Source organism: Chromobacterium sp. LK11 (assembly GCF_001043705.1).
GTDB lineage: Bacteria > Pseudomonadota > Gammaproteobacteria > Burkholderiales > Chromobacteriaceae > Chromobacterium > Chromobacterium alkanivorans.
On sequence record NZ_LDUR01000009.1, the window covers coordinates 103,126 to 127,128 of the forward strand.

Here is a 24,003-nt window from a genome sequence, read left to right on the forward strand (position 1 = left end):
AAAGATAAGGATGTCCCATGGATTTGATTGACCGCGTCAGCGGGCATTTCCTGGAAAGCATCGCCGTCAAGCAGGAGGCGATGGAATTGCTGTCGCCGGCGATAGCCGCGGCGGCGGAACAGATGGTGGCTTGCCTGATGAACGAAGGCAAGATTCTGGCTTGCGGCAACGGCGGTTCGGCGGCGGACGCGCAAAACTTCGCCGCGGAAATGGTGGGGCGCTTCGAGAAGGAGCGTCCGGGCTTGGCGGCGCTGTCGCTGGCCACCGACGGCTCGGCCCTGACCGCGATCGGCAACAATTACGATTTCGACATGGTGTTTTCCAAGCAGGTCCGGGCCCTGGGCCACACCAACGACCTGTTGTTGGCGATTTCGGCGTCCGGCAATTCCGCCAACGTGATCGAGGCCATTTACGCGGCGCATGAGCGCGGCATGAGCGTGATCGCCTTGACCGGCATGGACGGCGGCAAGGTGGCCGAGATCCTGTCGCCGGAAGACATTCAGTTGATCGTGCCGGCGATGCGCAGCTGCCGGATTCAGGAAGTGCATACCCTGGTGGTCCACGCCCTGTGCGACACCATAGATTACATGCTGTTGGGAGGTGAATGATGAAGCGTCGCGTATTCGCGGTATTGTTGGCTGCTGGCTTCAGCAGCGCTCTGAGCGGTTGTTTCGGCGTAGTGGCGGCGGGCGCGGCCGGCGGCGCGCTGGTGGCTACCGATCGCCGCACTAGCGGCGCCTATGTGGACGATCAGGGCATCGAGCTGAAAGCCGCCGACCAGATCGGCAAGCAGCTGCCGTCCGCCCATGTCAACACCACCAGCTTCAACCGCGCGGTGCTGTTGACCGGAGAAGTGCCCAGCGAGCAGGCGCGCCAGCAGGCGGAACTGACCGCGCGCGGCATCCCCAATGTGCGCCGCGTGTTCAACTACACCGTGGTGGCGCCGTCGTCCGGCTTCTCCGAGCGCAGCAGCGACACCTGGGTGACCAGCAAGGCGCGCACCCGGCTGCTGGACGGCAAGGGCTACAACCCGAACAACGTCAAGGTGGTGACCGAGCGCGGCGTGGTCTACATGCTGGGCATGGTGACCCAGGCCGAAGGCGCGGCCGCGGCCAAGGTGGTCAGCGAGACCTCCGGCGTGCAGAAAGTGGTGACCTTGTTCGAATACATCAACGACATCGCGCAGTGACGCGGATGTCCCGCGACGACAAGCCCGGCTTTGGCCGGGCTTTTTCATTGTCCGGCGGCGCGAATACGGGAAATCTCCGGTTTTTTTAAGAAAAATCCTATGTCCGCTGGCCGGCGGTTCTGCTGGAATCTGCCTTGCTGCCGAAACCCCGCGTTTCGGCGCATTTCTGACGCCCGGCCGTAGCCGGGCGGTACCGGCAACGCAGTTGGCAAGACGGGCGAGGACGCGGCTTTATGAACCAGGCGGGCAAGATATCGACGGAGGCGCGGGAGCGCATCATTGCGGCGGCGGCGGAACTGTACGAGAAGTCCGGCCGCAAGCGGCATCCCTCCGTCGACCAGGTCCGTCAGCTGGCGGGCGTGGACATGGACGCCGCCAGCGTGGTGCTTAAAGACTGGCGACGGGTGCAGCCGGCGACGGCGGCGGCCTTGGACGGCGAGGTGCCGGAAGGCGTCAGCCAGGCGGGGTTGGTCGCGCTGGAGGCGATCTGGACGCAAGCCAAGGCCTTGGCCAACGACAGCTTGAGCGCCGCCCAGGCCGCCTGGGAGCGCGAGCGGGCCGAACTGGACCAGCTGCGCGCCGAGCTGGCCGGCGCTTTCGAACGCCAGGCGGCGGAGCTGGACGCCACCCGCCGCCAGCTGTCGGCCTCGCTGGCCTTGACCGCGCAGCAGGCGCAGGACCTGGCGGTGGCGCAGCCGCAGGCGGAAGCGTTCCGCGAGCGCATGGACAAGGCCGAGGTTCGCGTCGGCGAACTGGAGCGGGAGCTGTCCGAGGCGAAAAGCGAGCTGCTGCGGGCTCAGAACGAGTTGCGGCTGAGCGCCGCCGACGGCCGGGCGGCGGAAACGGCGCTGGCCAAACTGCGCGGCGAATTGCTGCAATCCGGCGCCAGCGCCGCGATGAAGGCGGAAGTGGCCAGGATCAAGACGCCGCCCAAGCCGGTGGTCGCGCCGCAGGCCGGCGAGGAGCCGTCCTTGACGGCCGCCTACACGCCGCAGCCGGCCGCCGAGGACATTCTGAAGTTTCGTTGACGCCTGTGGCCGCCGTCAGTGCTGGGGAATCAGCACGTCGGCGCACAGCACGTGCATGATTTCGTCGATTTCTATCGCCATCGAGATGGTCACGCAGGAGCGGGTGTCGGTCATCGACAGATAAGGCTCGCTCATATACAGCACGCCGGGTTGATCCACCGCGTGCTGGAAGTAGCTGCGCCGCGACCAGACCGCGCCGGTGGTGTCCACCAGCGGCGCGAACTTGGGGTTGGCGGCGGCCAGCGGCTGGCGGCTGTTCAGGTTGCGGCCGATCTGGCGTCCGGCGCTGTCCAGCAGGAAGCAGCGCACCACGTCCGGCAGCGCCAGCATCGGCTTGGCGGCCAGGTCGAACGGCGTGCCCTGCATCAGCGAGATGGCGCTTTGCACGAAGGATTGCCGCGCCAGCTCGATCTGGCGCCGGGTTAGTTTGCGCTTCAGCAGCTCGCGCGCCATCAGTTCGTCCCAGCGTTCGTCGATGCGGGGAGTGATGATGTGGTCCTGGTCCGGTTGATCGCTGGGGTGGGCGACGAAATAACCCTGCACCAAATCGCAGCCCGACTCCAGCGCGATCAGCACGTCCTGATCCGTTTCTATCCCTTCCTCCACCACCAACGCCCCAATTTCGTGCATCAGCCGCACCAGCTTGGCCAGCAGATTGCGGGTGCGCGGCTGGTGGACGGCGGCGCGCAGCAGGTGGCGGTCGAATTTGACCAGATCCGGCTCCAGCTGGCAGACGCGGTCCAGATTGGAGTGGCCGACGCCGAAATCGTCGATGGCGATCAGGAAACCGCTGCTTTTCAGCACATTGACGCCTTCGATCAGCGCCTCGTCCACCTCCAGCACGTGTTCCAGCACTTCCAGCACCACCTGGCTGGGGTCCAGGCCGGCGGCCTTGATGCCGTTGGCCAGGGCCATCGCGCGTTCCGGCCGCGACAGGGAGGCGGCGTCGATATTGAGAAACAGCCAGCAAGGGTGATCGCTTTGCATCTGGCTGAAACGGACGGCATGGGCTTCGCTCGCCGCCAGGTCCAGCTGGTGGCGGCGTTCGGGCGAGACGACGGAGTAAAAGGCCTCCGCCGGCGTCAGCGGGGACGTGTCCTGTCTGGCGCGCAGCAAAGCTTCCATGCCTATCGTGCGGCGATGCGCCAGACTGTAGATAGGCTGGAAGTGACTGCCGAGTTTCAAGCCGGCATGCTCGAATTCTTTCATGGAATAGCTGCCCTCCGTGGCGCGGACTCTACGGCCGGTATTGTTTTTTTGCCTGAAGCAATCGGCATTCCAGTTTAGTGCATCGCCATTAAAAATAAAAAACGGGCCAGGCGGCCCGTTTGGATAAAGATGTTAAAAAGCTTGCTACTGTTGGATGCCCGCCACCAACCACTTGCCGTTGGTGCTGTCGTCCTTGATGTAGTGCCAGTATTCGGAGAACGGCTCCGCCGACGCGCCCACAGCCTCGCTGACCGTGCCGGAGAAGCGCACGCTGGCGATGTAGCGGCCGCCTTCCATGCTGGCTTCGGACAGCTGGCAGTCCAGTTGCGGGAAATCGGCCACCTCGGTGTTGGCGGCGATGTCTTCGCGCAGGGCGTTGAACAGGTCCGGCGTCATGTACTTGCGCACTTCTTCCAGACTTTCCGTGCTGTTCAGGTTTTGCAGGTGCAGGAAGGTGGCCTTGGCCTGACGCAGGAAGTGCGGGGTTTCGGTGCCGTCCGGCAACCGCGCGGGCGCCTCGTTCATCGCGCCGCCGCCAAAGCCGGCTTGCGCGCCGCCCAGGCCGGAGCCGATTTTCGGGATGGAGTCGAAACGGGCCGGTTCCTGGTAGCCGCCCATGTTCTGCGGCATGCCCGCTGCTTGCGGAGCGGCCATGGCCGGACGAGCGGCGCCGGCCTTGCGGCGGAAGAACATGTAGCCGCCGATCAGCACCGCGCCCAGCAGGGCCAGCGTGCCCCAGGGCATGCCGCCGCTTTTCTGCGGTTGCTGGCCTTGGGCTTGCGCCGCGAGAGCCGGGTCGGCGTTGCCGTTGGCCGCGGCCGGCGCTTGCTGCTGGCCTTTGTCGCTCATGGCGGAGCCCAGCATGTAACCCGCGGCGGCGCCGGCGGCGCCGGCGGCTACGGCGGTGCCGATGCCGGGGCCGGATTTGGGTTGAGCTTGGGTCGGAGCGGGCGCTTGCGCGGGCGGCGCAACCGGGCGCGCCGGCGCTTGTTGTTGGTAAGAACGGGTGGGGGCCGAGCGCTGCATGCCGGCGCTCTTGCCTTTACCTAGGCGGGCCGCTTCCGCGAACGGAGCGGCCAACATGGAAACCATGGTGAAGGCGAGCATGATCGTCTTCGCGCGGGTGGTCATATTTGCTTTTTTCCTGAGTGGTTGGTATCGCCCCGGTATGACTGGGGCGCAAAAGATTAGTTCGGGGTCAACGGCTGAATTTCAATGACTTGCGCATGGTTTTTTTCCACGCGGAAACGCACATTCCATTGGTGCAGCGCCACGCCGTAAACCCGCTCCGGATCGTCCTGATAGGCCGGACGCGGGTCCTGGGCCAGCACCTGCTCCACCAGCAGCGCGAAGTCGGCCGGCAGGCCGGGGGCGGCCAGTTGGGCGCGGGCGGCGGCGTCCCAGGCCACGCTCAATTGCGGCGGCGGGCCGTCGACGAAGCCGCCGCGGGCGTCGGCTTGGGCCTCGACGAAGGGAATATAGGGTTTTATGTCCAGCACCGGAGTGCCGTCCAGCAGATCGGCGCCCTCCAGCGTCAGCACCACCTTGGGCTGGGTGTCTATCCGCAGCAGCCGCACCAGCGACAGGCCCAGCGGGTTGGGGCGATGGGTGGCGCGGCTGGCGAACACGCCGACCTTGGCGTTGCCGCCCAGCCGCGGCGGGCGCACCAGCGGCTGCCAGCCGCGCTCGGCGGTTTGATGGAACACGAAGCTGATCCAGACATGGGAAAACGCGTCCAGCCCGCGCACCATGTCGGGGTGATCGTAGGGCGGCAGCAGTTCCAGCGTGATGCGGGCGGCGTTGACCAGCGAGGGCTGGCGCGGGATGCCGAATTTTTCGCGGTAGGGCGAGCGGATCACGCCTACCGTTTCAAAGGTGTAGCTCATGGCCGGATTGTAGCATCCGGCCATGCGCCAGGCGCTTGCCGCTAGCCGACGAAGTGCTTGTTGTAGCGGCCGTTCAGCCGGCTCATCGGCAACAGCATGAAGAAGTCCGCGCAGTTGAAGTCCGGGTCCCAGGCCGGTTCGCCGCAAATATAGGCGCCGGCGCGCAGATAGCCCTTGATCAGCGCCGGCATCGGCGCGGAAGGCGCGTCGTCGCAGACGCGGTCCAGCGGCAAGGGCAGATGGGGAAACACTCGCCATTCCGCCGGCGACAGGTGCTTGCTCTCCAGCTGGCGGTAGAGGCTGACCGCCTGGTGGCCGCCGTCGCTCAGCGACACGCTGGCGCAGCCGGCCAGGTATTGGCCGCCGTGCTGTTGCACGTAATCGGCCAGGCCGGACCAGAGCAGGGCGATCACCGCGCCGGAGCGGAAGTCGCGATGCACGCAGGAGCGGCCCACTTCGATCAGGCCGGCGCGCAGATGGGCCAGCCGAGTCAGATCGAACTCGTGTTCGGAATACAGGCTGGGCGCGCGGCGCGCCATGGCCGGGGACAGCATGCGGTAAGTGCCCACCACCAGGCCGCTGACGGCGTCTTCCACGATCAGATGGTCGCACAAGGCGTCGTATTCGTCGCAATCGATGCCCAGGTCGCGGGAGCCGAGCTCCGCGCCCATTTCCCCGGCAAACACCTCGAAGCGCAGTTTCTGCGCGCGGCGGATATCCTGCGCTTCGCTGGCCACGCGCACGCTCAGGCGCGGTTTGGCGCTCACGGCAAGCTGTTCATTTAGCAGCATGTTTTGCTCCCTTTTGTGGTGAGCCCCATGCTAGGCAGCTTGTTTGACGCGGCGATGTCTTTAATATGACCATCGGGTGACCGGCGCTTGACGTCGCCATTACCGGCTGGATTTATTGAAATCAACGACTTACGCTGGTTCAGGATTTGGCGTAGAATAGGCCGTTTTTCCGTTCGATTTGCTCTTTCCGACAAAGCCATGATTTATCCGACAAACTTCGACGTGATAGTGGTGGGCGGCGGCCATGCCGGCACCGAGGCCGCGCTGGCGGCCGCGCGCATGGGCTGCAACACCCTTCTTTTGACGCACAACATCGAGACCCTGGGTCAGATGTCGTGCAATCCGTCGATCGGCGGCATCGGCAAGGGCCATCTGGTCAAGGAAGTGGATGCCCTGGGCGGCGCGATGGCGCTGGCCACCGATATCGGCGGCATCCAGTTCCGCACCCTCAACGCCTCCAAGGGACCGGCGGTGCGCGCCACCCGCGCGCAGGCCGACCGCATCCTGTACAAGGCGGCGGTCCGCGAGATGCTGGAGAACCAGCCCAATCTGACGCTGTTCCAGCAGCCGGTGGATGATCTGTTGATCGAAGGCGACCGCGTCGCCGGCGCCATCACCGCCATCGGCATCACCTTCCGCGCCAAGACCGTGGTGCTGACCGCCGGCACCTTCCTGTCCGGCAAGATCCACGTCGGCATGGAAAACTACACCGGCGGCCGCGCCGGCGATCAGGCCGCGTCCACGCTGGGCGCGCGCTTGCGCGAACTGAGTCTGCCGGTGGGGCGGCTGAAAACCGGCACGCCGCCGCGCATCGACGGTCGCAGCGTCGACTTCTCGGTGATGGAAGAGCAGCCGGGCGACACGCCGGAGCCGGTGTTCTCCTACCGCGGCAGCCGCGCGCTGCATCCCAAGCAGCTGCCGTGCTGGATCACCCACACCAATGAGCGCACCCACGAGATCATCCGCTCCGGCTTCGACCGCAGCCCGATGTTCACCGGGGTGATAGAAGGCGTCGGCCCGCGCTACTGCCCGTCGATCGAAGACAAGATCAACCGCTTCGCCGACAAGGACAGCCATCAGGTATTCCTGGAGCCGGAAGGCCTGACCACCCACGAGTTCTACCCCAACGGGATTTCCACCAGCCTGCCCTTCGACATCCAGCTGGCGGCGGTGCGCTCCATCCGCGGCATGGAGAACGCCCACATCCTGCGGCCCGGCTACGCGATCGAATACGACTACTTCGACCCGCGCGGCCTGAAGGCCTCGCTGGAGACCAAGGCGATCCAGGGTCTGTTCTTCGCCGGCCAGATCAACGGCACCACCGGCTACGAAGAAGCCGCCGCCCAGGGCCTGCTGGCCGGCATGAACGCCGCCTTGTTCGCTCGGGACCAGGCCGGCTGGTGTCCGCGCCGCGACGAAGCCTATCTGGGCGTATTGGTGGACGACCTGATCACCAAGGGCGTGGCCGAGCCCTATCGCATGTTCACCAGTCGCGCCGAATTCCGCCTGCAGTTGCGCGAAGACAACGCCGATCTGCGGCTGACCGAGATCGCCCGCCAACACGGCTTGATCGGCGATGCCCAATGGGACAGCTTCTGCCGCAAGCGCGACGCGGTGGAGGCGGAGAAGGCGCGCCTGAAGGCCACCTGGCTGCATCCGGCGCGGCTGAGCGACGCCGCCGCGCTGCAAGCGTTGCTGGGCAAAGCGATCGAGCGCGAATACAGCCTGTACGACTTGCTGAAGCGGCCCAACGTCGCCTATGCCGATTTGATGGCGCTGCCGGAGGCCGGCGGCGCGGTGGCGGACGAGGCGGTTGCCGAGCAGGTGGAAATTCAGGTCAAATACCAAGGCTATATCAACCGCCAGAACGAAGAACTGGCGCGCCGCGACAACCTTGAGGACGTGCGCCTGCCGGCCGACATCGACTACGGTCTGGTCAAGGGCCTGTCCAAGGAAGTGCAGCAGAAACTGAACCAGCAACGCCCGGAAACCCTGGGGCAGGCTTCGCGCATCCAGGGCATTACCCCGGCGGCGGTTGCTCTTTTGATGGTCCACCTGAAACGCGGCTTTGCCGACGCAACGAAAACCGCATGACACATAACGCAGAACTACAACAAGGCCTGTCGCAGCTGAAACTGGAACTGAGCGACGCGCAAATCGATTTGCTGGACCGCTATCTGGCGCTGCTGGCCAAGTGGAACCAGACCTACAACCTGACCGCGGTGCGCGAGGAAAAGCGCATGGTCAGCTACCACCTGCTGGACAGCCTGAGCCTGGTGCCGCATCTGGACGGCGGCAGCCGCCTGCTGGACGTCGGCTCCGGCGGCGGCATGCCCGGCATCCCGGCGGCGATCGCCCGCCCGGATCTGCAAGTAGTGCTGCTGGATTCCAACCATAAGAAAACCACCTTCCTGCGTCAGGTGGCGGTGGAACTGGGTCTGCCCAATGTGCAGGTGATGACCGAGCGGGTGGAGGCTTACCAGCCGGAGCAGAAGTTCGACCGCATCACCAGCCGGGCGTTTTCCGAGCTGGCCGAGTTCGTCAAGCTGACCCGCCATCTGCTGGCGGATCACGGTCAATATGTAGCAATGAAGGGTGTCTATCCTTACGAGGAAATCGCCTTGTTGCCGCAGGGTACGGTGGTTTCCGAAGTATTGCCGGTGACAGTGCCGGGCCTGGATGCCGAACGGCACCTGGTGAGAATGCGCCTGGAAGGGGTGGGTGCGCAATGAATTCAAGGGTGATCGCGGTCGCCAACCAGAAGGGCGGGGTCGGCAAGACCACGACTGTGGTGAATCTGGCGGCGGGCCTGGCTGAACTGGGCCGCCGCGTGCTGATTGTCGATCTCGACCCGCAGGGCAATGCCACCATGGGTAGCGGCATCGCCAAGCAATCCCTGAAACTGTCCGGCTACGACGTGCTGCTGGGCGAGTCCTCGGTGGAAGAGGCGCGCCAGCCGGCGAAGGAGGGCGGTTACGATGTGCTGCCCGCCAATCGCGATCTGGGCGGCGCGGAACTGGAACTGGTCAACGAACTGGCGCGCGAGGCGCGGCTGAAGAACGCGCTGCAGGCGGTGGAGGAACAGTACGACTACGTGCTGATAGACTGCCCGCCGTCGTTGAACCTGCTGACCCTGAACGGATTGGTGGCGGCGCATAGCGTGTTGATCCCGATGGTGTGCGAGTACTACGCGCTGGAGGGCCTGTCCGATCTGGTGGCGACCTTGCGCAAGGTGCGGGTGGCGGTGAACCCCAAGATCGAGATCATGGGCCTGCTGCGCACCATGTTCGACGCGCGCAACAATCTGTCGCAGCAGGTGTCCGAACAACTGGCCCGCCATTTCGGCGCCAAGGTGTTCGACACCGTGATTCCGCGCAATGTGCGGCTGGCGGAAGCGCCCAGCCATGGCCTGCCCGGCCTGGTCTACGATCGCGCCTCGCGCGGTGCCCAAGCCTACCTCGCGCTGGCGCAAGAGCTGGCCGATCGGCTCGAGCCCGCAACCACAACCCCTTCCGTCTAAGCATTATGGCCAAATTAAAAGGATTGGGGCGCGGCCTGGACGCGCTCCTGTCCACTGCTGAGACAGTGGACGACAGACTCACTTCCCTACCCATAGACAGCATCCGCCCCGGCAAATACCAGCCGCGCAGCTTCATGGACGAGGGCGCGCTGGACGAACTGGCCGCGTCCATTCGCTCCCAGGGCGTGATTCAGCCGCTGGTGGTGCGCGAAATCGGTTTTGGCGATTACGAACTGATCGCCGGCGAACGGCGCTGGCGCGCTTCGCGCAAGGCCGGTTTGTCCGAAGTGCCGGCGGTGATCAAGAGCGTGCCGGACGAAGCGGCGCTGGCGATGGCCTTGATCGAGAACATCCAGCGCCAGGAGCTGGACCCGATCGAGGAGGCCCAGGGCCTCAAGCGTCTGATCGACGAATTCGGTCTGACCCACGAAGCCGCCGCCGACGCGGTGGGCCGTTCCCGCAGCGCGGTCAGCAATCTATTGCGTTTGCTGGCCTTGCCGGAGCCGGTGCAGAGCATGTTGCACCAAGGGCGCTTGGAGATGGGGCATGCACGCGCCTTGCTGGCTCTGCCGGTGGTGGAGCAGCTGGGTCTGGCGCAGGAGGTGGGCGACAAAGGCCTGTCCGTGCGCGAGGTGGAGCGCAGGGTACAGCAGAAAGCTGTGGAAAAAACCACAGTTGCACCGCAGCAAAAACAGACAGACCCGGACGTGAGCCGGCTGGCGGAACAGGTGTCGGAACGCATCGGCGCGCGCGTCAGCATCCGTCACGCAAACCGCGGCAACGGCAGGCTGGTCATAGAATATGCAACGCTGGACGAGCTGGAAGGCTTGTTGGAAAAGCTGCAGAAAACTTCAAGCAAATGAGACTGTTGCAATGCAGCATGCCAATGACAGGCAAGTTGACGCAAATCAAGCGTGAAGCCTATAATTCGGCGGTTTTTTTGCTGGGTAAACATGGTTAATCCAGAAGTTAAGCGTATACTGCGCCTGCAGTGCACCCTGGTGGGGGTCGCGCTGCTGATCGGAATGGTTGCAGGGGGAGGAAACCTGGCCGTTCCGGTTTCTGTCTTGCTTGGCGGATTGTCGGCCTTGGTGCCGGCTCTGGTGTACGCCAGAATCGCCTACGCCAAGCGCCATGTCGCTCCCGCGGAACTGATGAAAGCGCATTTCAGGGCAGAGGCCGTCAAATACGTCCTCACCATCCTGATATTTGGTGCGACTTTGGTATTTTTCAAGGATTTATCGATAGTCGGTCTTTTTGGCGGATTTTTTGCCGCCGTATCCGGCTACTGGTTCGGGCTTTTAATCAAAAATTGAGAAAATGAGCGATGGCAAGCAACGCAACTGACTACATCAAGCACCACCTCACCTTCTGGAATTCGGATCCTTCCGCCGGCTTCTGGAGCCTGCACCTTGATACCTTCTCCATTTCGCTGGTTCTCGCCTTCATCTTCGCCGGCGTGTTCGCCGTCGTGGCGCGCAAGGCCAAGCTGGAGAATCCGGGCCGGCTGCAGCTGTTTGTGGAAAGCATCGTGGAGATGGTGGACAAGCAGGTGCGCGACGTATTCCACGGCCAGAGCAAGGTGATCGCTCCGCTGGCGCTGACCATTTTCTGCTGGATCTTCCTGATGAATTTCATGGACCTGCTGCCGGTGGATCTGCTGCCGACGCTGGCCCAGTGGGTGGGTTACACCTTCTTCGGCGCCGAGCCGCATCATGTTTACTTCCGCGTCGTGCCGTCCGCCGACGTCAACGCCACCTTCGCGATGTCCCTGTCCGTGATGTTCTGCATCATCGGCTTCTCCATCAGCGCCAAGGGCGTGGGCGGTTACACCAAGGAATTGTTCACCGCGCCGTTCCACGCGGAAGGCACCGTGGGCAAGATCCTGCTGGCCCCGGCCAACTTCCTGCTGCAGATGGTGGAACTGCTGGCCAAGCCGATTTCGCTGTCGCTGCGTTTGTTCGGCAACATGTACGCCGGCGAAATGATCTTCATCCTGATCGCGCTGCTGCCCTGGGGCCTGCAATGGCTGCTGGGCGCGCCGTGGGCGATCTTCCACATCCTGATCATCACCCTGCAGGCCTTCGTGTTCATGATGCTGACCATCGTGTACCTGAGCCTGGCGGTGGAAGCGCACTAATACCGGTTTCTTTGTTTTACCTTTGTTTCTTTAGCTTTTTTACCAACCATCCTTGATTAAGTCTTAGGAGATACACAATGGAAGCACTCGTTTCTCAGATCCAGTCCATGACCGTACTGGCCGCTGCCCTGATCATTGGCCTGGGCGCCATCGGTACTGCTCTGGGTTTTGCCATCCTGGGTGGCAAATTCCTCGAGTCCTCCGCCCGTCAACCGGAAATGATTCCGGTTCTGCAAACCAAACTGTTCATTCTGGCCGGTCTGCTGGACGCCATCTCCATGATCGGTGTTGGTATCGCCATGCTGTACACCTTCAATAACCCGTTCCTGTCCGCCGCCCTGGCCGCTCTGAAAGCCGGCGCTTAATTTTTAAGCGGAATTGGTTGTTGCAGTAATACTACTGGAGGAAAACAAGCGTGGAATTTAACGTAACACTACTGGGCCAGGCGATCACGTTCGCCATCCTGGTATGGTTCACCATGAAGTTTGTTTGGCCTCCGCTTACCAACATGATGGATGAGCGCGCCAAGCGCATCGCAGACGGCCTGGCCGCCGGCGAGCGCGGCAAGCAAGATCTGGAAGCCGCTGAGAAGCGCGTTGCGGACGAACTCCGCAAGGCCAAACAGCAAGCGACCGAAATCGTGATGGCCGCTGAAAAGCGCGCCAGCCAGATCGTGGACGAAGCCAAGGATGTCGCTCGCGTTGAAGGCGCGCGCATTGTGGCCGACGCCAAGTCTGAGATCGATCAGGAAGTCCTGCGCGCCAAGGAAACCCTGCGCGCGCAAGTGGCCGACCTGGCGGTTGCGGGCGCGGAGAAGATCCTGCGCAAAGAGATCGACTCGGCCAAGCACGCTGATCTGCTTGCCTCCATCAAAGCGGAGTTTTAATTAACTCATGGCAGAACTCATTACCGTAGCTAGGCCCTATGCCGAAGCGGTATACAGCCTCGCCACCGAGCAGCACGCCACCCAGCAATGGTCGGAATCGCTGTCGTGGCTGGCTGCCATGGTGAAGAACCCGGATTTGGAAGCCGTCATCACCAATCCGAAACATACCGCACAAGAGCTTGAGGCGCTGATGCTGGATGTTCTGGGCGCGCGTGGCAACGAAGACGTAAAACGTTTTCTGGCCGCGCTGATCGAGAACAACCGTTTGACGCTGCTGCCGCAAATCGCCGAACAGTTTGAAGTGTTCAAGGCGCAAGCGGAAGGCGTTGTGGATGCCGTGGTGGAAACGGCGTTTGCAATGAACGATGCACAGCAAGCCGAACTGACCGACACGCTTTCCAAGAAGTACGGCAAATCCGTACGGATTGATGTGCGTGACAACCCTGACCTGATCGGCGGGGTTCGTGTGTTGGTGGGCGACGATGTCATCGACGCTTCCGTGCGCGGCAAACTGCAAGCCATGGCAGTAAGCCTCAAGAATTAGGAGAGATCATGCAGTTGAACCCCTCTGAAATCAGCGATCTGATCAAGGCGAAGATTCAGAACCTGGCCGAAGGCGCAGAAACCCGTACCAAAGGTACCGTGATTTCCGTGACCGACGGCATCGTTCGTATCCACGGCCTGGCAGACGTGATGCAGGGTGAAATGCTCGAATTCCCGGGCAACACCTTCGGCCTCGCGATGAACCTGGAGCGCGACTCTGTCGGCGCCGTGGTTCTGGGCGAGTACGAGCACATCTCGGAAGGCGACGAAGTTACTTGTACCGGTCGCATTCTGGAAGTTCCGGTGGGTCCGGAACTGATTGGCCGCGTGGTCAATGCCCTGGGTCAGCCTATCGACGGCAAGGGCCCGGTTAACGCCAAGCTGTCCAGCCCGATCGAAAAGATCGCGCCGGGCGTGATTGCGCGTCAATCGGTATCCCAGCCGATGCAAACCGGCCTGAAAGCCATCGACTCGATGGTTCCGGTTGGCCGCGGTCAGCGCGAGCTGATCATCGGCGACCGCCAGACCGGCAAGACCGCGGTGGCGCTGGATGCGATCATCAACCAAAAAGGCACCGGCGTAGTGTGCATCTACGTGGCGATTGGTCAAAAGGCCTCCTCCATCGCCAACGTGGTGCGCAAGCTGGAAGAGCACGGCGCGCTGGGTCACACCATCGTGGTGGCCGCGACCGCTTCCGAAGCCGCCGCGCTGCAGTTCATCGCCCCGTACTCCGGCTGCGCGATGGGCGAATACTTCCGCGACATCGGCGAAGACGCGCTGATCGTGTACGACGACCTGTCCAAGCAAGCCGTCGCCTACCGTCAGATTTCGCTGCTGCTGCGCCGTCCGCCGGGCCGCGAAGCCTACCCTGGCGACGTGTTCTATCTGCACTCCCGTCTGCTGGAACGCGCTTCCCGCATCAATGAAGACGAAGTGGCCAAGCTGACCAATGGCGAAGTGAAAGGCAAGACCGGTTCCCTGACCGCGCTGCCTATCATCGAAACTCAGGCCGGCGACGTTTCCGCCTTCGTGCCGACCAACGTGATCTCGATCACTGACGGTCAGATCTTCCTGGAAACCGACCTCTTCAACGCAGGCATCCGCCCGGCCATCAACGCCGGTATCTCGGTATCCCGCGTTGGCGGCGCCGCGCAGACCAAGGTGATCAAGAAGCTGGGCGGCGGTATCCGTCTGGCCCTGGCCCAGTACCGTGAACTGGCTGCGTTCTCGCAGTTCGCTTCCGACCTGGACGAGGCTACCCGCAAGCAACTGCAACACGGCGAAGTGGTTACCGAGCTGATGAAGCAGAAGCAGTTCCTGCCGCTGGCCACCGCCGAAATGGCGCTGACCCTGTGGGCGGTGAACAAGGGCAGCTACGAAGACGTTCCGGTGAAGAAGGCCCTGGCTTTCGAAGCGGCGTTCCTCGCCTATGTGCGCGCGAACCATCACGATGTGTTGGCCGCGGTGAACGCTTCCGGCGATCTGTCCGGCGACAACGAGAAAATCCTGGCCAAGGCGATGGAATCGTTCAAGGCTGGCTTCAGCTACAACTGAGTCTTTTCGGTTAACGCAAACAGTTACTAGGAAAGGTTCAGGAATGGCAGTCGGCAAAGAGATTCTCACCAAGATCCGAAGCGTGCAAAACACGCAGAAGATCACTCGCGCAATGCAGATGGTGGCGACCTCCAAGATGCGCAAAACGCAAGAGCGTATGCGCGCTGCCCGTCCTTACGCCGAGAAGGTGCGCACAGTCATGGCGCACCTTGCTCAGGCGAACACGGATCTTGAGCACCCGCTGTTGCAAAGCCGCGACGTAGTCAAACGCGCCGGCATCATCCTGATGACCTCCGACAAGGGCCTGTGCGGCGGCTTGAACGTGAATACGCTCAAGCGCTTCTTCGCCCAAGTCAAGGATCTGCAGGACCAGGGCATCGAAGTGGATGTCTGCTGCCTGGGCCAGAAAGGCCTGGCGGCATGCCAGCGCGCGCGCCTCAACGTCGTGGCCAGCGCAACCCAGCTCGGCGATGTGCCGAAGATGGAAAAACTGATTGGCCCGCTTACGGTGCTGTTCAAGCAGTACGCCGAAGGCGAACTGGACGCGCTCTACATCGTTTACTCCCGTTTCATCAACACGATGAAGCAGGAGCCGGCGACTGAACAGCTGCTGCCGCTGACCTCGGAACACATGGTGGTGGAGCACTCGCACTCGTGGGATTACCTGTACGAGCCGAGCCCGCTTGCCGTGATGGAGTTCCTGGTCAAACGCTATATCGAGTCCGTGGTGTTCGAGGCGATGGCCGAGAACATGGCCTCCGAGCAAGCTGCCCGCATGGTGGCGATGAAATCCGCCACGGATAACGCCGGTAACACGATCAAGCAACTGCGACTTGTGTACAACAAGGCTCGTCAGGCTGCGATCACTACCGAGTTGTCTGAAATCGTGGCAGGCGCCGCAGCGGTGTAAGCCGTCGCAGACTGAAAAAGTTTAATGTTTAGGAACCGATAATGAGCCAAGGTAAAATCGTACAAATCATTGGCGCGGTGATCGACGTGGAGTTTCCGCGCGACGCCATGCCAAAGGTTTATGATGCCCTGAAGCTGGTTGATGCCGACCTGACGCTCGAAGTCCAGCAGCAGCTGGGCGACGGCGTGGCGCGCACCATCGCCATGGGTAGCTCTGACGGCCTGAAGCGTGGCATGAGCGTAGTCAACACCGGCGCACCGATTTCGGTGCCGGTGGGCAGCGCCACCCTGGGCCGCATCATGGATGTATTGGGCAACCCGGTGGACGAAGCCGGCGCGGTAGCGACCGATGTTCGCCGCGCCATCCATCAGCCCGCTCCGAAGTTTGACGAACTGTCCCCCGCCACCGACTTGCTGGAAACCGGCATCAAGGTGATCGACCTGCTGTGCCCGTTCGCCAAGGGCGGCAAAGTGGGCCTGTTCGGCGGCGCCGGCGTGGGCAAGACCGTGAACATGATGGAACTGATCAACAACATCGCCAAGGCACACTCCGGTTTGTCCGTGTTTGCCGGCGTTGGTGAGCGCACTCGTGAAGGTAACGACTTCTATCACGAGATGAAGGACTCCAACGTACTGGACAAAGTGGCGATGGTGTACGGCCAGATGAACGAGCCGCCGGGCAACCGTCTGCGCGTAGCGCTGACCGGTCTGACCATGGCCGAGCATTTCCGCGACGAGAAGGACGAAAGCGGCAAGGGCCGCGACGTGCTGTTCTTCGTGGACAACATCTACCGCTACACCCTGGCCGGTACCGAAGTATCCGCGCTGCTGGGCCGTATGCCTTCCGCCGTGGGCTATCAGCCGACGCTGGCGGAAGAAATGGGCCGTCTGCAAGAGCGCATTACTTCGACCCGCGATGGTTCGATTACTTCCATCCAGGCCGTATACGTGCCTGCGGATGACTTGACCGACCCGTCCCCGGCGACCACCTTCGCCCACTTGGACGCCACCGTGGTTCTGTCGCGCGACATCGCTTCGCTGGGTATCTACCCGGCGGTGGATCCGCTCGACTCCACCTCGCGTCAGCTGGATCCGCTGGTGGTGGGCGACGAGCACTACACGGTAGCCCGTGGCGTGCAGTCCACGCTGCAGCGTTACAAGGAACTGCGCGACATCATCGCGATTCTGGGTATGGACGAATTGTCCGAGGAAGACAAACTGGTCGTGGCTCGCGCCCGTAAGATCCAGCGCTTCCTGTCCCAGCCGTTCCACGTGGCTGAAGTATTTACCGGCTCGCCGGGCAAATACGTGCCGCTGCGCGAAACCATCAAGGGTTTCAAGGCCATTCTCGCTGGCGAGTACGACCATCTGCCGGAACAAGCGTTCTACATGGTTGGCTCCATTGAAGAAGCTGCCGAGAAAGCCAAGACCCTTAACTAAGGAGAGGGCTGATGTCCAAGATGCGTGTGGAAGTGGTCAGCACCGAGCAAATGATCTTCTCCGGCGAAGCTGAATTCGTGGTTGCGCCGGCTACCGAAGGCGAGATCGGTGTGTATCCCCAACACGTGCCGCTCCTGACCCGTATCAAGCCCGGCGTGCTGCGTCTGAAAGTGCCGGGCAGCAGCGAAGAAGTTCTGGTGGCAGTGTCTGGCGGCATGATGGAAGTGCAGCCCAGCCTGATCACCGTGCTGGCGGATACGGCGATTCGCGGCGAGGATCTCGACGAGGCCCGCGCCAATGAGGCAAAACGCGCTGCCGAGGACTCCCTCAAGCGCGCCACCGACGACCTCTCCACCGCGAAGGCGCACGCTGCTCTGGCAGTGGCCATCGCGGAGTTGAAGACGCTGGATTTCCTCAAGAAGCGCGCCCACTGATAAGAGATGTAATCGTGTATAGTAGGCTGCCACGCAAGTGGCAGCCTTTTTCCGTTTTTGACTCGTGAAAAACCATGGATAGTCTCAGCATCGTCATTCTCGCTGCCGGCAAAGGCAAGCGCATGTACTCCTCCAAACCCAAGGTATTGCACCCCATAGGCGGCGAACCGATGCTGGCGCGGGTGATCCGCACCGCGCGCGCGCTGAAGCCGGCGCGCCTGATCGTGGTGTACGGCCACGGCGGCGAACAAGTGCGGGCGGCGATACCGGACGCGGACCTGATCTGGGCCGAGCAGGCCGAGCAGCTGGGCACCGGCCACGCGCTGAAGATGGCTTTGCCGCATCTGCCTGCGGACGGCAAGACCATGGTGCTGTACGGCGATGTGCCGCTGACCAAGGCGGACACGCTGCGCCGCTTGTCCGACGCCGCCGGCGCCGGCATGGCGGTGCTGACCGATGTGCTGGACGACGCCAGCGGCTACGGCCGCATGGTGCGCGGCGCGGACGGCAAGCTGCAGGCCATCGTCGAACACAAGGACTGCACGCCGGAACAACTGGCGATCCGCGAAATCAACACCGGCATGATGGCGCTGCCCAATGCGCGGCTGGCCGGCTGGCTCGCCGCGCTCAACAACGGCAACGCCCAGGGCGAATACTATCTGACCGACGTGCTGGCCCTGGCGGTGGCGGACGGCGTGAGCGTGGACAGCGCCAGCGTCGACGCCAGCTGGGAAGCCGCCGGCGTCAACAACAAGGTGCAACTGGCCGAGCTGGAGCGCATCCTGCAGCGCAACCAGGCGCAGGCCTTGCTGGAAGCCGGCGTCACGCTGGCGGATCCGGCGCGCATCGACATCCGCGGCGAACTCAGCCATGGCATGGACGTGAGCATCGACGTTGGCTGCGTGTTCGAAGGCGCGGTGGAGTTGGGCGAGCAGGTGGAAATCGGCGCGCATTGCGTGTTGAAGAACGTCAAAGTGGCCGCCGGCACCAAGATCGCGCCGTTCTCGCATCTGGAAGACGCAGTGGTGGGCGAGGCGTGCCGGATCGGGCCTTACGCCCGTTTGCGCCCCGGCGCGCAACTGGCCGGCCATGTGCACATCGGCAACTTCGTCGAAGTGAAGAAGAGCGTGATCGGCGAAGGCTCCAAGGTCAATCATCTGAGCTATGTCGGCGACGCCGAGATCGGCAGCAAGGTGAATGTGGGCGCCGGCTCGGTGACCTGCAATTACGACGGCGTCAACAAGTTCAAGACCGTGATCGGCGACCATGTCTTCGTCGGTTCCGGCACCCTGATGGTGGCGCCGGTGACGCTGGAATCCTACAGCACCATAGGCGCCGGCTCGGTGATCAGCCGAACCGCGCCGGCCGGCGAACTGACGGTGGCGCGTGCGCGCCAGGTCACGGTGCCGGGCTGGAAGCGTCCGCAGAAAAAGAGCTGAGTCGCTCCTCAGGGCCGCCGGCGCGTCGCAACAGCGTGGCGGACGGCCTTTCTCCAAACAAGCGCTTGTAGTCGGTGGCGAACTGGCTCATATGCCAGAAACCCCAGGCCGCGGCGATGTCTTGCACGGTGTGGTGGCGGGAGTCCGGACTGAGTAGTTCGCGTTGCACCGCGTTCAGGCGCATGCTCTTGAGGTAGGCCAGCGGACACAGCCCCAGCGTGTTCTGAAAGATGTTCTGCAAGGTGCGCCGGCTGAGGTTGAGGTGCCGGCACAGATCCGCCACCACCAGCGCCTCGTCCGGCTGACTCATCACGAAATCACGCGCCTTGCGCACCAAGCGCCAGTGGCTGCGCAGGCTGCGTTGCTGCGCGGGCGCCGGCAAGGCGCTGGCCAGCAGCTCGGTCAGTCCGTCCAGCAATTCGTGGCGCATGAAGCGGTAGGCGGTGATGTCGGCCGGCCCCAGCCGGCTGCGCTCGGCTTCGATCAACAGCTGGCGCTGGCGCAGGATGAAGTCGCGCTTGCGCTCCGGGTCCAGCTGCAGCAGCGGCCGGTCTTGCAGCGACAAGGGCAATCCGCCGTCCAGGGTCAGCCTGGCGTGTTCGTCCAGTTCCTCTTGCGGCACCACCAGCCCCATGATGCGGAAATTGTCCGGCGTGGTCAGTTCAAAGTCCTCGCCGCCGGTGCTGATGGCGATGGCGCCATTGCCCATCTGGCCGCCGTCGCGAGCCGCGCCGGGCTGGTCGGGGCAGGGCAGGCCGAACCAGTAGGCGTCCGGCCAGACCACGCAGGACTGGCGCAGCGAACGGCTGGTGAACTCCTCGAAGCATTGCAGCTGATCCAGCCACAACTCCTTCACATGGCCGAAGAAAAGGCCTGGTAGCAACTGATCGTAAAGTTGCTGCCAGGCCGTGATCGCGCATGCCTGTTCAAAGCTGTTGCTGGTTTCGCGGTGCTTGACGCCGACCTCGGCGCCCAGCGGCGCCAGCGGCTCCCGAGGCGGAGGGCTGGCCGCGCGCAGTTGATGCAAGGGCCCTGATCCTGGACTGGGGTCTGACATGGTGTTTCCCTTTCGTATGCGGTGGCTGGCGGCGGTCTCTCCCGTGCCGCCTACAGCAAGCTGGCCAATAGCGCGGGGGCGGGGCGGGGAATGACGGTCTGCTGCACCAGCAATCCTTTCTCGCCGGCGCTCTGCGCGGCGACGTCGATGGCGCTGCTCACCGCGGCCACATCGCCGCTGAGGACGAAATAGCATTTGCCGCCGATGCCGAAGGCCAGGTGGATGCGGATCAGCGTCACCTCCGCGGTTTTGGCGGCCAGATCCGCCGCCGCGATGCAGGCGGCGACGCTATAGCTTTCCACCACCCCAACCGCCGCCGCGTGTTCCAGCCGGGTCACGCCGCTGATGGCGGGCAGCACGTCCGGATGCAGCCTGGCGATGGAGAAGTGGTCGACCAGCAGATGACCGGCGGCTTGCCGGCCCTGCGCCGCGGCCTGTTCGACCGAGGCAGCGTCGCCGCCCACCAGCACGATGAATTTGCCGGGGCAGATGGTCTTGGCCGCCAGCAGTTCCACATGGGCGGATTTGAGCATCGCGTCGGCGGCTTCAATGCCCCTGGCGATGCTGCTCAGTTCTATCAGGGCGATGGCGTGAGGCATGTGGGCTCCGAGGTTTGGATGACGATGGTTTCCGCGTTCAGCGCGACGACGACGCCGTCCACGCTGGCATGCAAGGCCGCGCCCAGCGCGCCCTGGGGCATGGCGGCGATCAACTGGCCCTCGCGCACCCGCTCTCCCATCGCGACGCAGGGCTGCGCCGCCGCGCCGATGTGCTGGCGCAGCGGCAGCACCACCTTCTCGGGACGGTACGCCAAGGCCTGGAACGGCGCCTTGTGGTTGAGCAAATCCAGGTCGAGACGGGTGATCAGGCGGGACACCGGCACCAGGCGATGGCGCGCCATCGGATCGGCCGGCCTCAGTTCGCCCTGGTAGCGCAATCCCTGGGCGCGCAACTCGGCCTTGAGCAGAAGGTTGACGCGCAGCGGCGAGATCTCCACCGGACAGGCGTAGGCCTCGCAGACGCCGCATTCCGAGCAGGTCAGCGCCGCCAGCACGGTGTCCGGGCGCGGGCCGGCGTGGCGGTAGTTGACCGCGCGCACGATCAGGTGCGGCGGCAGTTCGTGGCCGATCAGGTGGCGCGGACACAGCTCGGTGCACAGGCAGCACTGCTCGCACACCGTGCGCGCCATCGCCAGTTGCGCCGCGTCGCCGCGTTGACGGCGGCGGATCAGCAGGTGGTCGCGCGGCAAGGCCAGCAGGCCGCCGGTGGTCTTGGTCACCGGCAGGTCCAGCGAGGGCAGCAGCTTGCCCATCATCGGCCCGCCGTCGATGAAGGCGACATCGTCGCGGCTGGGGCCGCCGGCCAGCGCCAGCGCCTCGCGCAAGGGCGTGCCCAGCGGCAGGGTCAGCGTCAGCGGCCGCTTGACCAGGCCGTTGACGGTCAGGGTGCGGCGCGTGACCGGCCGTTCCTGGTCCACCGCCGCCGCCACATTGAGCAGGGTCTGCACATTGCTGACCACCACGCCCACGTCCAGCGGCAAGCCGGCCGGCGGCACGCGACGCCCGGTGGCGAGCCAGATGGTGATCACTTCGTCGCCGGCAGGATAGATGTCTTCCAGAATGTGCAGGCGCACGTCGGCGGGCAGCAGCGGCGTCAGCGCGGCGATGGCCTCGCGGTACTTGGCCTTGAGCGCGATCACGCCCTGGGTCGCGCCGGTGGCGGTCATGCCGTGGCGCAGGCCGCGCAGCAAGGCCGCCGCCTCGCGCGCCGCCAGTTGCTGGTCCACCTTGAGCAGCGGTTCGCACTCGGCGCCGTTGACGAGATAGGTGTCGGCCCGCGCCGCCAGCTTGACCGCGGCGGGAAAGCCCGCGCCGCCGGCGCCGACGACGCCGGCGGCGGCCACCCGCTGACGGATCAGGTCGGCGGTTGTCATGGCTTGCCTCCGGCGCGGAAATAACGGCCGCGGCGGCGCTGCAGCGTGCCGGCGCGGCATTGCGCCTGCAGCCAGCCGCGATTCAGGCCGACGAAGGGGAAGACGGTTTGCAGGTCGACCAGGCTCATGCCGCCCGGCTCCGCGGCGATGCGGGCCAGCACCGCCGCCTCGTCCAGGCCGGCCGCCGGCGCGGCCGCCGTCTCCGGCGGCCGCAGCATCGCGTCCACCAGCGTTTCGGTGTCCGGATCGGGGCGGCCGATCTCGCAGCGGCTGACCACTTCGCCCAGCCGCAGCGCCGCGGCGGCGCCGGCGTCCAGCGCCGCGCGGCAGGCGGCGAGGTCGCCCTCCACCACCAGCGAAATCATGCCCGGGTCGGTGCGCCATTGCCGCAACAGGCGCACGTTCGCGGACTTGAGCATGGCGTCCGCCGCCTCGATGGCGGTGGCCAGCCCTCTGACTTCCAGCAAGCCCAAGGCATTGATCATCTGCGGCCTCCGCTCACATCAGGGTGACGGGCTGGCGGCCCACGTCCAGCACCGCCTGGGTGAAGGCCTGGCAGGCGGCGCTGCAGGCGGCCTGGCTGCCGGTGAGGAAGGCGCCGGAGTAGTTGGTTTCCGACGGCGGCGGCACATAGCTGGCCAGTTGCACGTCGGCGGCCTTGAGCGCGGCGTCGATGCCGAAGGTGGCTTCCAGCGGCGGCGCGATCAGATAAGCCAGCGGTTCGCCCAGCCGCACGCCGGTCTGCGCGGACAGATAGGAGCCGCTGCGCGAGACCACGTGGGCGAGAAAGGCGGTGTCCTCGGCGTCGTTGGCCCAGCGGAAGGCGGGGCCGTCCGCGATGGTGGCCATCATCGAGTCCAGTCCGGCGCGTACTTCGGCCGGCGAGCCGCCGCCGAGTATGATCAGCACTTCGCCGGCGGTGGGCGAGGAGCTGTGCGCCGCGCCGGCGTACAACGAGCGGCCGAACACCACCTCCACCTGCGCCTGCTTGGTGGCCTCGTCGGCGGCGATATAGGCGACATCGTCGGAATCGGCGGTCAGCAGGCCCAGGCTGTTGATGTGGGCGGGCAGCTTGAGCGCGGCCTTGAAGTCGGATTGGGCCGAGGCGATCAGGCGCACGGCCTTGACGCTGGGTTTGATCAGATCCAGAACTGCCATGACAGTCTCCTTTAACGGTTCAGCGCCATGCCGGAAGCCTTCTTCTCCAGCATGCGTTTGGCGAGGTCCACGATGACGGCGGCGGCTTCCACCGGCGGCGTGCCGCCGCGGTGGATATTGGAGAGGCAGGTGCGGTCCGCCTCCACCGTGGCGGCGTTGGGCGCGTACACCATGTAGCAGGACAGACTTTCCGACTGGCCGAGGCCAGGGCGTTCGCCCACCAGCAGGATCACCACCTGCGCGCCCAGCGTTTCGCCCACCTGGTCTTCCACCTTGACCCGGCCGTAGCGGACGAAGAAGGGCGTGCCGACGTCGAGGCCGGCGCTTTCCAGCCCCTTGAGCAGCGGCGGCAGGATTTCGTCGAAGTTGGCGGTGACGGCGTCGGTGGACAGGCCGTCGGACACCACCACCTGCACCTGCGGCCGTTGCTTGCAGCGCGTTTTCAACAGCTGCAGCGAGGCCTCGTTCAGGCGGCGACCCATGTCGGGGCGGGTCAGGTACTGGTCTTTGTTGTCGATCTCGCTTTGCAGCTCCAGCAGGCCTTTTTCCTCCACCCATGGCTGCGGCACCTCCTTGAGCACGGTGTCCTTGGAGCGCGAGTGGTCGGCCAGGAAGCGCAGCAGCGCGGTGGTGCGCGGGCGCGGGCCGGCGCGGCCGGTGCAGACGCGGGCGGCGGTGTTGGCACGGAATTCGGCCAGCACTTCGGCGCGCTGAGGCGCCGCCACGCCCATCCACAGCCGGAAGGCTTCGCCGCCCAGGTCGGGCAGGGTTTCCTCGGTGCTGGCCGGGGCCGCTTTGGCGGCGTCGGGGACGGTGGCCGGCGCGGGCTGCGCCAGCTGGGTCATCACCGCGCGTACGATTTCGTCGATTTGCTGCTTGTCCATGGT

General features: G+C 64.3%; 27 protein-coding genes. 17 read left to right on the forward strand and 10 right to left on the reverse strand.

From position 1 onward, the window contains the following. Positions 1 to 17 precede the first annotated feature (17 nt). The 3 genes from VK98_RS05115 (at position 18) to VK98_RS05125 (ending at position 2,217) form a co-directional block, all read left to right on the forward strand. A complete protein-coding gene (locus tag VK98_RS05115; RefSeq protein ID WP_048413006.1) occupies positions 18 to 608 on the forward strand; it encodes a phosphoheptose isomerase in 591 nt (196 codons plus the stop codon). Continuing rightward, positions 608 to 1,189, forward strand: coding sequence for a BON domain-containing protein (locus VK98_RS05120; RefSeq protein ID WP_048413007.1), 582 nt, complete (start codon positions 608 to 610; stop codon positions 1,187 to 1,189). The genes VK98_RS05115 and VK98_RS05120 overlap by 1 nt, the downstream gene beginning before the upstream one ends. A 233-nt stretch (positions 1,190 to 1,422) precedes the next feature. Beyond that, a complete protein-coding gene (locus tag VK98_RS05125; RefSeq protein WP_053077232.1) occupies positions 1,423 to 2,217 on the forward strand; it encodes a DNA-binding protein in 795 nt (264 codons plus the stop codon). A 15-nt stretch (positions 2,218 to 2,232) separates the two neighbouring features. Here VK98_RS05125 and VK98_RS05130 read toward each other — a convergent pair whose 3' ends face one another. From VK98_RS05130 to VK98_RS05145, 4 genes are all read right to left on the reverse strand, one after another. Continuing rightward, positions 2,233 to 3,426, reverse strand: a complete 1,194-nt coding sequence (locus tag VK98_RS05130; RefSeq protein ID WP_048413008.1) for an EAL domain-containing protein — start codon at positions 3,424 to 3,426, stop codon at positions 2,233 to 2,235. 144 nt (positions 3,427 to 3,570) lie between these two features. Further along, a complete protein-coding gene (locus VK98_RS05135) occupies positions 3,571 to 4,557 on the reverse strand; it encodes a Tim44 domain-containing protein (RefSeq protein ID WP_048413009.1) in 987 nt (328 codons plus the stop codon). Positions 4,558 to 4,613: 56 nt separating this feature from the next. Beyond that, positions 4,614 to 5,312 (reverse strand): tRNA (N6-threonylcarbamoyladenosine(37)-N6)-methyltransferase TrmO, encoded by a 699-nt coding sequence (gene tsaA, locus VK98_RS05140; RefSeq protein WP_048413205.1) that lies wholly within the window; start codon positions 5,310 to 5,312, stop codon positions 4,614 to 4,616. A gap of 41 nt (positions 5,313 to 5,353) precedes the next feature. Further along, complete coding sequence (locus tag VK98_RS05145; protein ID WP_048413010.1) at positions 5,354 to 6,103, reverse strand: GNAT family N-acetyltransferase; 750 nt, start codon at positions 6,101 to 6,103, stop codon at positions 5,354 to 5,356. A 198-nt stretch (positions 6,104 to 6,301) separates the two neighbouring features. Between VK98_RS05145 and mnmG the strand changes: the two genes are divergently transcribed. From mnmG to glmU, 14 genes are all read left to right on the forward strand, one after another. Next, positions 6,302 to 8,197, forward strand: coding sequence for a tRNA uridine-5-carboxymethylaminomethyl(34) synthesis enzyme MnmG (mnmG, locus tag VK98_RS05150; RefSeq protein ID WP_048413011.1), 1,896 nt, complete (start codon positions 6,302 to 6,304; stop codon positions 8,195 to 8,197). After that, positions 8,194 to 8,835 carry a 16S rRNA (guanine(527)-N(7))-methyltransferase RsmG gene (gene rsmG, locus VK98_RS05155; RefSeq protein ID WP_048413012.1) on the forward strand — a complete coding sequence of 214 codons (642 nt, stop codon included), beginning with the start codon at positions 8,194 to 8,196 and terminating at the stop codon, positions 8,833 to 8,835. The genes mnmG and rsmG overlap by 4 nt, the downstream gene beginning before the upstream one ends. Beyond that, complete coding sequence (locus tag VK98_RS05160; protein ID WP_048413013.1) at positions 8,832 to 9,623, forward strand: ParA family protein; 792 nt, start codon at positions 8,832 to 8,834, stop codon at positions 9,621 to 9,623. Before rsmG ends, VK98_RS05160 begins: the two co-directional genes overlap by 4 nt. A gap of 5 nt (positions 9,624 to 9,628) precedes the next feature. Next, positions 9,629 to 10,486, forward strand: coding sequence for a ParB/RepB/Spo0J family partition protein (locus tag VK98_RS05165; protein ID WP_048413014.1), 858 nt, complete (start codon positions 9,629 to 9,631; stop codon positions 10,484 to 10,486). A 90-nt stretch (positions 10,487 to 10,576) separates the two neighbouring features. Continuing rightward, on the forward strand, positions 10,577 to 10,939 hold the full coding sequence (locus VK98_RS05170) for an ATP synthase subunit I (RefSeq protein WP_048413015.1): 363 nt from the start codon (positions 10,577 to 10,579) through the stop codon (positions 10,937 to 10,939). Positions 10,940 to 10,950: 11 nt separating this feature from the next. Next, a complete protein-coding gene (gene atpB, locus VK98_RS05175; RefSeq protein ID WP_048413016.1) occupies positions 10,951 to 11,763 on the forward strand; it encodes a F0F1 ATP synthase subunit A in 813 nt (270 codons plus the stop codon). Between the two features lie 77 nt (positions 11,764 to 11,840). Beyond that, positions 11,841 to 12,128, forward strand: coding sequence for a F0F1 ATP synthase subunit C (gene atpE, locus VK98_RS05180; protein WP_019101091.1), 288 nt, complete (start codon positions 11,841 to 11,843; stop codon positions 12,126 to 12,128). 50 nt (positions 12,129 to 12,178) lie between these two features. Then, complete coding sequence (locus VK98_RS05185) at positions 12,179 to 12,649, forward strand: F0F1 ATP synthase subunit B (protein ID WP_048413017.1); 471 nt, start codon at positions 12,179 to 12,181, stop codon at positions 12,647 to 12,649. Positions 12,650 to 12,656: 7 nt separating this feature from the next. Next, entirely contained in the window at positions 12,657 to 13,193 is a 537-nt protein-coding gene (locus VK98_RS05190; protein WP_043589588.1) for a F0F1 ATP synthase subunit delta, read from the forward strand. Between the two features lie 8 nt (positions 13,194 to 13,201). Next, on the forward strand, positions 13,202 to 14,746 hold the full coding sequence (atpA, locus tag VK98_RS05195) for a F0F1 ATP synthase subunit alpha (RefSeq protein WP_048410021.1): 1,545 nt from the start codon (positions 13,202 to 13,204) through the stop codon (positions 14,744 to 14,746). Positions 14,747 to 14,789: 43 nt separating this feature from the next. Beyond that, positions 14,790 to 15,656 (forward strand): F0F1 ATP synthase subunit gamma, encoded by an 867-nt coding sequence (gene atpG / locus VK98_RS05200; protein ID WP_048413018.1) that lies wholly within the window; start codon positions 14,790 to 14,792, stop codon positions 15,654 to 15,656. 41 nt (positions 15,657 to 15,697) lie between these two features. Beyond that, positions 15,698 to 17,095, forward strand: a complete 1,398-nt coding sequence (gene atpD / locus VK98_RS05205; protein WP_019103741.1) for a F0F1 ATP synthase subunit beta — start codon at positions 15,698 to 15,700, stop codon at positions 17,093 to 17,095. A gap of 11 nt (positions 17,096 to 17,106) precedes the next feature. Then, positions 17,107 to 17,529: a F0F1 ATP synthase subunit epsilon gene (locus tag VK98_RS05210; RefSeq protein WP_048413019.1), complete on the forward strand. Its 423-nt coding sequence runs from the start codon at positions 17,107 to 17,109 to the stop codon at positions 17,527 to 17,529. A 74-nt stretch (positions 17,530 to 17,603) separates the two neighbouring features. Beyond that, the gene (gene glmU, locus VK98_RS05215) at positions 17,604 to 18,968 is read left to right on the forward strand and encodes a bifunctional UDP-N-acetylglucosamine diphosphorylase/glucosamine-1-phosphate N-acetyltransferase GlmU (RefSeq protein WP_048413020.1); all 1,365 of its coding nucleotides are present in this window, start codon (positions 17,604 to 17,606) and stop codon (positions 18,966 to 18,968) included. Here the strand turns inward: glmU and VK98_RS05220 are convergent. The 6 genes from VK98_RS05220 to eutC all read right to left on the reverse strand — a co-directional run bounded on the left by VK98_RS05220 (position 18,928) and on the right by eutC (position 24,000). After that, positions 18,928 to 19,995 (reverse strand): helix-turn-helix domain-containing protein, encoded by a 1,068-nt coding sequence (locus VK98_RS05220; RefSeq protein WP_053077233.1) that lies wholly within the window; start codon positions 19,993 to 19,995, stop codon positions 18,928 to 18,930. The two genes, glmU and VK98_RS05220, sit on opposite strands and share 41 nt — an antisense overlap. An 80-nt stretch (positions 19,996 to 20,075) precedes the next feature. Beyond that, the gene (locus VK98_RS05225; RefSeq protein ID WP_048413022.1) at positions 20,076 to 20,624 is read right to left on the reverse strand and encodes a BMC domain-containing protein; all 549 of its coding nucleotides are present in this window, start codon (positions 20,622 to 20,624) and stop codon (positions 20,076 to 20,078) included. Further along, positions 20,603 to 21,958 (reverse strand): 4Fe-4S dicluster domain-containing protein, encoded by a 1,356-nt coding sequence (locus tag VK98_RS05230; RefSeq protein WP_048413023.1) that lies wholly within the window; start codon positions 21,956 to 21,958, stop codon positions 20,603 to 20,605. The genes VK98_RS05225 and VK98_RS05230 overlap by 22 nt, the downstream gene beginning before the upstream one ends. Continuing rightward, the gene (locus VK98_RS05235; protein WP_048413024.1) at positions 21,955 to 22,443 is read right to left on the reverse strand and encodes a BMC domain-containing protein; all 489 of its coding nucleotides are present in this window, start codon (positions 22,441 to 22,443) and stop codon (positions 21,955 to 21,957) included. The genes VK98_RS05230 and VK98_RS05235 overlap by 4 nt, the downstream gene beginning before the upstream one ends. Positions 22,444 to 22,456: 13 nt before the next feature. Next, complete coding sequence (gene eutL / locus VK98_RS05240; RefSeq protein WP_048413025.1) at positions 22,457 to 23,116, reverse strand: ethanolamine utilization microcompartment protein EutL; 660 nt, start codon at positions 23,114 to 23,116, stop codon at positions 22,457 to 22,459. Between the two features lie 11 nt (positions 23,117 to 23,127). Beyond that, positions 23,128 to 24,000, reverse strand: a complete 873-nt coding sequence (gene eutC / locus VK98_RS05245; RefSeq protein WP_048413026.1) for an ethanolamine ammonia-lyase subunit EutC — start codon at positions 23,998 to 24,000, stop codon at positions 23,128 to 23,130. Between the last annotated feature and the right edge of the window lie 3 nt (positions 24,001 to 24,003).

Excerpts from the sequence above, each read along its gene's own strand:
- VK98_RS05135 (WP_048413009.1), bottom strand. The coding sequence starts at position 4,557 with ATGACCACCCGCGCGAAGACGATCATGCTCGCCTTCACCATGGTTTCC.
- atpD (WP_019103741.1), top strand. The coding sequence starts at position 15,698 with ATGAGCCAAGGTAAAATCGTACAAATCATTGGCGCGGTGATCGACGTG.
- VK98_RS05130 (WP_048413008.1), bottom strand. The coding sequence starts at position 3,426 with ATGAAAGAATTCGAGCATGCCGGCTTGAAACTCGGCAGTCACTTCCAG.
- atpG (WP_048413018.1), top strand. The coding sequence starts at position 14,790 with ATGGCAGTCGGCAAAGAGATTCTCACCAAGATCCGAAGCGTGCAAAAC.
- VK98_RS05225 (WP_048413022.1), bottom strand. The coding sequence starts at position 20,624 with ATGCCTCACGCCATCGCCCTGATAGAACTGAGCAGCATCGCCAGGGGC.
- eutC (WP_048413026.1), bottom strand. The coding sequence starts at position 24,000 with ATGGACAAGCAGCAAATCGACGAAATCGTACGCGCGGTGATGACCCAG.
- VK98_RS05125 (WP_053077232.1), top strand. The coding sequence starts at position 1,423 with ATGAACCAGGCGGGCAAGATATCGACGGAGGCGCGGGAGCGCATCATT.
- VK98_RS05165 (WP_048413014.1), top strand. The coding sequence starts at position 9,629 with ATGGCCAAATTAAAAGGATTGGGGCGCGGCCTGGACGCGCTCCTGTCC.
- VK98_RS05170 (WP_048413015.1), top strand. The coding sequence starts at position 10,577 with ATGGTTAATCCAGAAGTTAAGCGTATACTGCGCCTGCAGTGCACCCTG.
- VK98_RS05235 (WP_048413024.1), bottom strand. The coding sequence starts at position 22,443 with ATGATCAATGCCTTGGGCTTGCTGGAAGTCAGAGGGCTGGCCACCGCC.
- VK98_RS05230 (WP_048413023.1), bottom strand. The coding sequence starts at position 21,958 with ATGACAACCGCCGACCTGATCCGTCAGCGGGTGGCCGCCGCCGGCGTC.
- VK98_RS05210 (WP_048413019.1), top strand. The coding sequence starts at position 17,107 with ATGTCCAAGATGCGTGTGGAAGTGGTCAGCACCGAGCAAATGATCTTC.
- glmU (WP_048413020.1), top strand. The coding sequence starts at position 17,604 with ATGGATAGTCTCAGCATCGTCATTCTCGCTGCCGGCAAAGGCAAGCGC.
- tsaA (WP_048413205.1), bottom strand. The coding sequence starts at position 5,312 with ATGAGCTACACCTTTGAAACGGTAGGCGTGATCCGCTCGCCCTACCGC.
- VK98_RS05115 (WP_048413006.1), top strand. The coding sequence starts at position 18 with ATGGATTTGATTGACCGCGTCAGCGGGCATTTCCTGGAAAGCATCGCC.
- VK98_RS05190 (WP_043589588.1), top strand. The coding sequence starts at position 12,657 with ATGGCAGAACTCATTACCGTAGCTAGGCCCTATGCCGAAGCGGTATAC.
- atpA (WP_048410021.1), top strand. The coding sequence starts at position 13,202 with ATGCAGTTGAACCCCTCTGAAATCAGCGATCTGATCAAGGCGAAGATT.
- rsmG (WP_048413012.1), top strand. The coding sequence starts at position 8,194 with ATGACACATAACGCAGAACTACAACAAGGCCTGTCGCAGCTGAAACTG.
- atpE (WP_019101091.1), top strand. The coding sequence starts at position 11,841 with ATGGAAGCACTCGTTTCTCAGATCCAGTCCATGACCGTACTGGCCGCT.
- VK98_RS05160 (WP_048413013.1), top strand. The coding sequence starts at position 8,832 with ATGAATTCAAGGGTGATCGCGGTCGCCAACCAGAAGGGCGGGGTCGGC.
- VK98_RS05120 (WP_048413007.1), top strand. The coding sequence starts at position 608 with ATGAAGCGTCGCGTATTCGCGGTATTGTTGGCTGCTGGCTTCAGCAGC.
- VK98_RS05145 (WP_048413010.1), bottom strand. The coding sequence starts at position 6,103 with ATGCTGCTAAATGAACAGCTTGCCGTGAGCGCCAAACCGCGCCTGAGC.
- atpB (WP_048413016.1), top strand. The coding sequence starts at position 10,951 with ATGGCAAGCAACGCAACTGACTACATCAAGCACCACCTCACCTTCTGG.
- mnmG (WP_048413011.1), top strand. The coding sequence starts at position 6,302 with ATGATTTATCCGACAAACTTCGACGTGATAGTGGTGGGCGGCGGCCAT.
- eutL (WP_048413025.1), bottom strand. The coding sequence starts at position 23,116 with ATGGCAGTTCTGGATCTGATCAAACCCAGCGTCAAGGCCGTGCGCCTG.